Genomic DNA, 8873 nt, shown 5'->3' on the forward strand with positions numbered 1-8873 from the left:
GAGGCTGTGCTAGGCTCGACCTGCCGTAGCGGAAGGTGCGGCGGGGGACTTTCAGAAGGAAAGAGTATTTTCATGCTGCAGGAATTTCGCGATTTCATCGCCAAGGGCAATGTCATGGACATGGCCGTGGGTATCATCGTCGGCGCGGCCTTTACCGCCATCGTGACCTCGCTGGTCAACGATCTCATCAATCCGGTCATCGGGCTTTTCGTCGGCGGCATCGACTTTTCAGGTCTCGCCTTCCGCATCGGGGAGGGCGAGAATGCCGGGGTCTTCGCCTATGGCAATTTCCTCACCACGCTGATCAATTTCCTGATCATCGCCTGGGTGGTGTTCCTGCTGGTCAAGGGCGTGAACCGGATCAAGGACGCCGCCAGCCGCAAGGAGCGGCCGGTGCCCGGCGCGCCCGCGGGCCCGACCCAGGAACAGCTTCTGACCGAGATCCGGGACCTTCTGAAGGCGCGCTGAGCGCGGCCTTCCGCTCAGGCCTTCAACGCCAGGTGCGGCGACAGAACGTCGATGCCCTGCGCCAAGCCGACAGCGTAGCAGGTCAGATGGCCCGCATGCACGTTGAGCCCGGCCCGCAGATGCGGGTCGTCGGCGCAGGCTTGGCGCCAGCCCTTGTCGGCCAGCGCCAGCAGGAACGGCATGGTGGCGTTCCCAAGCGCCAAGGTCGCGCTGCGCGGCACCGCGCCCGGCATGTTGGCCACGCAATAATGCTGGATGCCGTCGACCGAAAAGACCGGGTCCTCATGGGTGGTCGGGTGCGAGGTCTCGAAGCAGCCGCCCTGGTCGATGGCCACATCGACCAGCACAGCGCCGGGCTTCATCCGCGCCAGATCGGCGCGCCGCACCAGCTTGGGGGCGGTCGCCCCGGGTATCAGCACGGCGCCGACAACCATGTCGGCCCGCTCGAGCAACTCGGCCAGCGTGCCCTCGGACGAATAGCGGGTCGAGAAGGCCGCGCCGAACGTTTCGTCAAGCTGGCGCAGCCGGAGCAGCGAGCGGTCCAGAACGGTGACATGGGCGCCCATGCCGGCCGCGATCCGGGCAGCATGGGTTCCGACCACCCCGCCGCCGATCACCAGCACCTCGGCCGGGCCGACGCCGGGCACGCCCCCCATCAGCACGCCGCGCCCGCCATTGGCTTTTTGCAGCGCCCAGGCCCCCATCTGCGGTGCCAGCCGCCCCGCGACTTCGGACATCGGCGCCAGCAGCGGCAGCCCGCCGCGGTCGTCGGTTACGGTCTCGTAGGCGATGGCGGTCACGCCGCTGTCGATCAACTCGCGGGTCTGGTCCGGGTCGGGGGCCAGATGCAGATAGGTGAACAGCACCTGTCCCTCGCGCAGGCGCCGCCGTTCCTGGGCCAGCGGCTCCTTGACCTTCACCACCAGTTCGGCCTCGGCAAAGATCTCGTCGGCCGAGGCGGCGATCCTGGCGCCCGCCGCGATGTAGGCGTCGTCGTCAAAGCCCGCGCCCAACCCGGCGCCGGTCTCGACCAGCACGGCATGGCCGTGGGCGACGGCCTCGCGGGCGGCATTTGGCGTCAGGCCGACGCGGAATTCCTGGGGCTTGATCTCTCTGGGGCATCCGATCTGCATTGGGGTCTCCTTCTCCTGGCGGCAGAATGCCGCAGGTCGGGCCGAAGAGGGTGGATTTTCTCGGGGGGGAACTCTGGGCCTCGACCGAAGATCCATGCATGATGCCGCCAGACTGTCGAAGGATCATGCGGGAAATGACGCTGGACGAAACCGATCTTCGCCTTTTGCGGGTGTTGCAGAAACAGGGGCGCATCTCGAACGCGGATCTAAGCGAACGGGTGAACCTGTCGGCCTCGGCCTGCCACCGGCGGGTCCAGCGGCTGGAAGAGGCGGGGTTCATCCGCGACTATGTCGCGCTTCTCGATGCCCGCAAGATGGGCCGCCAGACCACGGTCTTTGTCGAGATCACGCTGTCGGGCCAGGCTGACGAAACGCTTGCCGCCTTCGAGAAGGCGGTGGCGCGGGTGCCGGACGTTCTGGAATGCCATCTGATGGCGGGCAGCGCCGACTATCTTCTGAAAGTGGTGGCCGAGGACAGCGAGGATTTCGCCCGCATCCACCGGCAATATCTGACCCGGCTGCCGGGGGTGGCGCGGATGCAATCCTCCTTTGCGCTGCGAACGGTGTTCAAGACCACCGCGCTGCCGCTATAGGGCAGGGGCAACACCGGAGGGAGCGAGATGATCCAGGAGACGGACAAGCGCGCAGCGATCGTGGCGGCCTGCCGCAGCATGAATGCGGTCGGTCTGAACCAGGGCTCGTCGGGCAATATCAGCGTCCGGCACGGGGCGGGGATCCTGATCACGCCAAGCTCGATTGCCTATGACGTGCTGGCGCCGGAAGACATCGTCTTCATGGAGATGGACGGCACCGCTCATGGCGCGCGCAAGCCTTCGTCCGAATGGCGCTTCCATCTCGACATCCTGCGGGCCCGGCCCGATCTGAACGCGGTGGTTCACGCCCATGCGCCCTATTGCACGATGCTGGCGATCCTGCACAGGCCGATCCCGGCAGTGCATTACATGGTGGCCGCGGCCGGCGGCGGCGATATTCGTTGCGCCCCCTACGAAACCTTCGGGACCCAGGCGCTGTCGGACAGGGTGCTGGAGGCACTGGAGGGGCGCAAGGCCTGCCTGATGGCGCATCACGGCATGATCGCGGCCGAAGTCAGCCTCGAAAAAGCGATGTGGCTGGCCGTCGAGGTCGAGACCCTGGCCCGGCAGTATCATGGCGCGCTGACCCTCGGCGAGCCGCCGCTCTTGACCGAGGCCCAGCTGGCCGAGGCTGTGGCCCAGTTTTCCCAAGGCTACGGACAAGCCGAGCGCGGCTGAGGCAGGTAGCCCCCGGTTCTTCTGCGGCGGCATTCGTCTCGGGGCAGTTCATGCGGCGCGTCCGACCTGATCCGCGCGCTGGTCGGGGCCAAGATTGAAGTCGGCCACGATCCGAGCCAGAGCCTGAGCGCTGGCTGCCAGGTCGTTCGAGGCGTCGCGGGTGCTGTCGACGACATGGCCATTACGTTCGGTCAGGGCGCGCAGGCTGGTCATCGATTCGTTGACTTCCTGCAATTCGCGGGTTTGGCCATCGGCCTGGGCGCTGACCTGCGCCAGCGTCTCGTAGACCCGAGTCACTTGCGAGACGATTTCGTCGAGCGATTCGCCCGCCTCACCGACCAGACGCACCCCGCCCGAGACCTCTTCCACGCTTTCGCCGATCAGTTTCTTGATCTGCATGGCCGACTCGGCCGATTTGCGGGCCAGTTCGCGAACCTCGGTGGCAACAACGGCAAAGCCCTTGCCGCTTTCCCCGGCGCGGGCGGCCTCGACCCCGGCATTCAGCGCCAGCAGATTGGTCTGGAAGGCGATGTCTTCGATGATCGCGGTGATCTGCGCGATCTTGCTGGACGATTCGGAGATCCGTTCCATGGCGAAAACGGCATCGCGGACAATCTCGCCCGAAAGGTCGGCGCGCTGCTTGGCGTCGCCCGCCAGCGAGCGGGCGTCGTGGATCGAGCCATTGGTGTCCTTCAGTCCGCTGGCCAGGCGGTCGACAGAGGCGGCCGTTCCCTGGATCGTGCTGCTCTGGCTGGCGGTCTGCTGTGCCAGGTCGCCGGCGGTGCGCAGCATGTCCTCGGACCGTCCCTCGAGATCGCTGACCGTCGAGGCGATGGTCGACAGAACCTCGCGCAGTCGAACCACGGTCGCGTTGAAATCGGTCCGGATCGTGTCGTAGTCGCCGTGCAGCGGATCATCGAAATGCCGCGACAAGTCGGAGCGGGACAGCGCCTTGAGCCCTTCGGTCACCAGATCCACGACTTGCTGATGACGCTCGTTCAGGGTGGCCTCGTCCTCTTCCTTCTGGCGCATCGCGGCCCGCGTCAGCTGCTTGAAGCGGTAGATGGCATTGGCCATCTGGCCGATTTCGCCCTTCTTCTCGATGAAGGGTACCCAGGCCTCGAAATTGCCTTCCATGAACTGATGCATGATCCCTGTCAGCTTGCGCAGCCTGCGCGTGATGCCGTCGGCGATGGCAGCGGCGATCAGGACGCCCAACAACACGCCGATTCCGGTTGCAATCGACCCCACCACCATGGCCCGTTCGGCCTGTGCGCGGTTGCGTTCGGCCAGAAGGCCGATTTCCTCGCCCAGATCGGATTCGACGGTTCGCAGGCGGTCGATCCAGGCGGTGGAGGCGGCGAACCATTGCGGAGCGGTCAGATCGCCGCGCGCGCCGCCATAGGGCAGGGCCGCAATCGTTTCGCGCATCGGGGCAATCGTCCGGGCGGGTTTGCTGGCCTCGATCGTCGAGACGAAATCCGGCCGCCCGAGCACCGTCTGTGCCCGCGCCAGCAGCGCGCTTTGACGTGCCCCCAGCGCCAGGAAACGGAGGTGAACCTCGTCGGGAAAGGTCTCGGTCCCAAGCCCGGTCGCGCCCATTGCGCGTTCCAGCCCGGCGCTTTCCTTGGCAAGCGCCACCAGTTCCTGCGCCTCCATCAGGATCGCCGTGGAACTTGCGACCTTGCCGTCGCGGATTCGGGTGGCCGCTGTCAGGAGCGACTCGACGATGCCGGTGTAATAGCCCGCCAGTTGCGGCACCGTCAGGTCCAGCGCGTCGATCTTGCCGCGCTGGGTCTGCAGCGCCTGCAGGGCGCGCAGCGCGCTGTCAGTGGCCTCGGGCGCCATCGTCCTGACCACCGACAGCTTGTCCCGGAAAACCGACAGGGCGGTATCGGTCTCGGTCCGCTGTGTGCGAAGCTCCGCAGAGAAGTTCCGCCCCTTGGAGGCGGTAAACCCGGCCGATAGCCCCCTTTCCTTTTGCAGTTCGTGGACCAGATCGCCGATCCGGTCGGTTTCTTCGGCCACGGTCGCCATGTCGCCCCCGAACCGGGCGGCGGAGCTGAAGCCTCGCAGGTCGTTGCCGGCCAGCACGAGGATCAGCAGCACAAGCGGCACAAGGGCGAGGAGAAGGATGAATCTCAGGGACATGCGGTATGTTCCATGCAGGTCGGTCAAACCCCTAAGCTAAACGCCTTTCCCTAAGGGAAATCTAATCCCGCAAGACCCGCCCTTCGCGCCCCGTCCAGGGCTTTTTCAGAGGCCCCGTCCACGGTTCGAAGCGGGCCAATTCCGTCGAGCCGAACCGGTGCAGGTCCGGTTGTTGCAAGGCCGGTTGGGCGCGTGTTCCGACGCGTAGATACTGACGCTTTTACGCAAATCGGCTGACAGCCGGGCCTCCCAATTCCCCGGGCAGACTTACCATAAGGTCGCGGCCGTGAATCGAGGCTCTGGAGGGCCCGGTCTTGAGGGCTGTGCAGGAGAAATTTCTACCTCTCCACATCCTGCTGGAAGCAAGACGATTGCCACCGACGAGATCCTGACCGCAAAGATGGCCCGGTGTGTCGGAACAGGGGCTGGACGTCTCCTCAGGGGGGGCGGTTACGCCGCGGCCAAGTCGGACCGCAGCGGGTTGAAGGACGCTTGATCGGGCGTTCTGCCGTCAAGCGGTGAATTGGGTCGGCGGCCGTTCTGGAAGCCGATATATCGGCCAATCCCGGCTTGTGCCTCGGACAGGATGGCATCGGGACCCGCAGATCAGCTTTCGCGGTCCGGGTCGAAGCGCAGAAGCCATAATGCGTTCAACGTTACCAGAACGGTGGCCCCGGTGTCTGCGAGGATCGCCAGCCACAACCCGGTGATCCCCAGAACCGACGTCACCAGGAAAACCGCCTTGAGCCCCAATGCGATTGCAACGTTGTGGCGGATGTTGCGCATCGTCGCCCGCGCCAACCGGATCAGCGCCGGGACGTCGACCACCCGGTCTCGCAGGATAGCCGCATCGGCGGTTTCCAGCGCCACGTCGGTCCCCGACCCCATTGCCACTCCGACACTGGCCTGCTTAAGCGCCGGGGCGTCGTTGATGCCATCGCCAATCATCATCACACCGCCATCGGCGCCCATCTCGCGGATGACCGACAGCTTGTCCTCGGGCATCATCTCGGCGCGGTAGTCCATTCCCAGCTGCCCGGCGATCGCCTGCGCGGTGCGGGGATTGTCGCCGGTCAGGATTACCGGCGCGATGCCCATCGCCGTCAGTTGCCGCATGGCGTCGGCGGCATCCTCGCGCGGTTCGTCGCGCAAGGCGACCAGCCCAAGCGGCTCGCCCTCGCGGAACACCGCCACCACGGTCTTGCCCTCGGCTTCAAGCGTCCGCGCCTGCTCGCCTTGCCAGGCGCTCAGGCCGCCCGCTTCCAGGGCGTGGCGCGGCGCGCCGACCCAGGCCCTGGCCCCGTCCACCAGAGCCTCGACCCCTTTGCCCACGATCGCGCGGGCGTCGCTTGCGCCAAGCGGCGTGATCCCGGCGTCTTCGGCGGCGCGCAGGATCGCCTGCGCCAGCGGGTGACTTGAACCGGATTCGACCGCAGCGGCGACCGCCAGCAGATCGGTCTCGCTGACCCCCTCGGCGGGACGGATGTCGGTGACGCGCGGGCGGCCGTGGGTCAGCGTGCCGGTCTTGTCGAAGGCGATGCGCTCGACCCGGGCGGCGGCCTCGATCACCGCACCGCCCTTCATCAGCAGGCCCCGGCGCGCGCCCGAGGACAGTGCCGAGGCGATCGAGGCGGGCACCGAAATCACCAGCGCACAGGGGCAGCCGATCAGCAGGAGCGCCAGCCCGCGATAGATCCAGGTGTTCCAGTCCAGTCCGAAGCCGAGCGGAGGCACCAGCACCACCAGCGCCGAAACGGCGACGATCGCGGGCATGTACCAGCGTGAGAAGCGGTCGATGAACCGCTCGGTCGGTGCGCGGGCGTCTTCGGCCTCTTCGACGAGCCGGACGATGCGGGCGATGGTATTGTCCGAGGCCTCCTTGGCGACAACGACGCGCAGGGCGGCCTCGGTGTTGATAGAGCCGGCGAACACCGTATCGCCCGGCCCCCGGGTTACCGGATGGCTTTCGCCCGTCACCGGGCTTTCATCGACCCCGCTGACCCCTTCGACGATCTCGCCATCGGCAGGCACGCGGTCGCCGGGACGCACCAGCACGCGCTGACCGATCATCAGCTGATCGGCGGGACTTTCGCGGGTGCGGCCGTCCTCTTCGATCAGTGCGGTCTTCGGCACCAGATTGGCCAGCGCGCGGATCCCGTCGCGCGCCTTGCCGGTGGCCACCCCCTCCAGCACTTCGCCCACGGCGAACAGGAAAACGACCAGCGCCGCTTCCTCGGCCGCACCGATGAACAGCGCGCCGGTCGCGGCAATCGTCATGAGACTTTCTATGGTGAACGGCTGCCCGAGCCGCAGCGCCTCGAAGGCGCGGCGGGCCACCGGCGCGACCCCGATCACGCAGGCAAGCATGAAGGCCCAGTCGCCGTATTCGGCATTCGTCAGCAGCTCGAAGGCCCAGGCCAGCGCCAGCAGGACCCCGGTGAACAGCACAAGGCGGCCCTTGCCCGTCCTGTACCAGGCCGTGCCGCGATCCGCCGGATCGTCATGGACATGGCCCGGCGCACCATGGCCCGCATTGCGGGCAGACGGCGCGCCGACCGCACTCTCCCGGCCGGAAGGCTGGTGCGCCGAATGGTCATGATCGTGATCGTGATGGTGCCCCTGGCAGGACGCGCGCGGCCTCGCGGCAGCGGCGTTGCCCCGGTCCGAAGAGGCAGGCGCGATGCCGAAGCCGAGGCGGCGCACGACGGTCTCGATCTGCTCGGGCGCGGTTGCTCCGGGCGCCAGGGTCAGGGACAGTTTCTCGCTCATCAGCGCCACCGACACTTCGCTGACGCCCGGCAGTTTCTCGACGGCCTTCGTCACCTTCGCGGTACAGGCGGCGCAATCCATGCCGCTCACCGACCATTGCCGCCTTATGCTATCGCTCATCATCCGTCTCCTGCCCGGCGCTGCGCCACGGCCCTTGTTCCTATCGAGTCGAAGGCTTACTTGCTCTAGCAACTGGAGCTTCAAGAGGTTTCTCATGCTGTCGATCGGAAAACTGGGCGCGAGGACCGGGGTGAAGGTGCCCACGATCCGCTATTACGAGCAGATCGGCCTTTTGGCCGAGGCCGATCGGAGCGCAGGAAACCAGCGGCTGTATGACGAAAAGGCGGTTGAACGACTGACCTTCATCCGCCATGCGCGGGAGCTTGGTTTTCCGCTCGATGCAATTCGCGAGCTGTTGAGCCTGTCGGATCAACCCGACATCCCGTGCGGCGCCGCGGATATGATCGCCCGGCGTCAGCTGGACGCCGTTCGGGAACGGATGCTGCGCCTCAAGGCGCTCCAGACAGAGCTGGAACGCATGGTGGCGCAATGTGCGCATGGCACGATTTCCGATTGCCGGGTCATCGAAGTGCTTGGAAATCACGACCTGTGCCTGCATCCCGACCACGGCCATTAGCCATCCTCGATGTAGGCGTTCCCTCAAGGCTCATATTGCTGAGATACAAGCGTTCTTCCAATCGCCAGGTCGTGTTGACAAAAGGGATTCCGCTCGTGCGTAGGGCATGATTCAAGGTGGCATCTGCGATGGAGACCAGCTTGGCACGAGATCTTATGTCGGACGAGGAATGGGCGTTCTTCGAGGGTTTCATACTCGCCGTCCGCGCCCCGAACGGGCGCAAAGCCGCCAATCACCGCCTCGTCCTTGATGGGATTTTCTGGATTGCCCGAACCGGGGCGCCATGGCGGGACCTACCTGGCGAGTTCGGCAAATGGTCAAGCGTTTACAGACAGTTCCGGCGCTGGACACTGGCGGGCCTCTGGGAGGACATCATGGATGCCCTGAACCGGAGCGGAGCCGTGCCAAGCGCCCTGCAAATGATCGACAGTACCGTGATCCGCG

General features: G+C 66.0%; 8 protein-coding genes. 5 read left to right on the forward strand and 3 right to left on the reverse strand.

All coding sequences use genetic code 11. The features are described from left to right. The first annotated feature begins 66 nt into the window (after positions 1-66). Positions 67-468 (forward strand): large-conductance mechanosensitive channel protein MscL, encoded by a 402-nt coding sequence (mscL, locus tag DSD19_RS06435; protein WP_178390773.1) that lies wholly within the window; start codon positions 67-69, stop codon positions 466-468. Positions 469-482: 14 nt separating this feature from the next. On the opposite strand, the gene ald is transcribed toward mscL, so the two are convergent. Beyond that, the gene (gene ald / locus DSD19_RS06440) at positions 483-1601 is read right to left on the reverse strand and encodes an alanine dehydrogenase (RefSeq protein ID WP_113668984.1); all 1119 of its coding nucleotides are present in this window, start codon (positions 1599-1601) and stop codon (positions 483-485) included. Between the two features lie 134 nt (positions 1602-1735). Here ald and DSD19_RS06445 point away from each other — a divergent pair, with 134 nt between their 5' ends. Together DSD19_RS06445 and DSD19_RS06450 are read left to right on the forward strand one after the other, a co-directional pair. After that, positions 1736-2194, forward strand: coding sequence for an Lrp/AsnC family transcriptional regulator (locus tag DSD19_RS06445; RefSeq protein ID WP_075786875.1), 459 nt, complete (start codon positions 1736-1738; stop codon positions 2192-2194). Between the two features lie 27 nt (positions 2195-2221). Continuing rightward, a complete protein-coding gene (locus tag DSD19_RS06450; RefSeq protein ID WP_113668985.1) occupies positions 2222-2872 on the forward strand; it encodes a class II aldolase/adducin family protein in 651 nt (216 codons plus the stop codon). 48 nt (positions 2873-2920) lie between these two features. Here DSD19_RS06450 and DSD19_RS06455 read toward each other — a convergent pair whose 3' ends face one another. Continuing rightward, positions 2921-5023 carry a methyl-accepting chemotaxis protein gene (locus tag DSD19_RS06455; RefSeq protein ID WP_113668994.1) on the reverse strand — a complete coding sequence of 701 codons (2103 nt, stop codon included), beginning with the start codon at positions 5021-5023 and terminating at the stop codon, positions 2921-2923. A gap of 606 nt (positions 5024-5629) precedes the next feature. Next, on the reverse strand, positions 5630-7912 hold the full coding sequence (locus DSD19_RS06460; RefSeq protein WP_371412539.1) for a heavy metal translocating P-type ATPase: 2283 nt from the start codon (positions 7910-7912) through the stop codon (positions 5630-5632). A gap of 94 nt (positions 7913-8006) precedes the next feature. On the opposite strand from DSD19_RS06460, the gene DSD19_RS06465 reads away from it, so the two are divergent. Continuing rightward, complete coding sequence (locus DSD19_RS06465) at positions 8007-8429, forward strand: helix-turn-helix domain-containing protein (RefSeq protein ID WP_075786871.1); 423 nt, start codon at positions 8007-8009, stop codon at positions 8427-8429. Positions 8430-8557: 128 nt separating this feature from the next. Further along, the coding region (locus DSD19_RS06470; protein WP_133260378.1) for a transposase at positions 8558-8873 on the forward strand (316 nt) is incomplete at its 3' end.

It is taken from the genome of Rhodovulum sp. BSW8, assembly GCF_003314725.1.
Lineage (GTDB): Bacteria > Pseudomonadota > Alphaproteobacteria > Rhodobacterales > Rhodobacteraceae > Rhodovulum > Rhodovulum visakhapatnamense.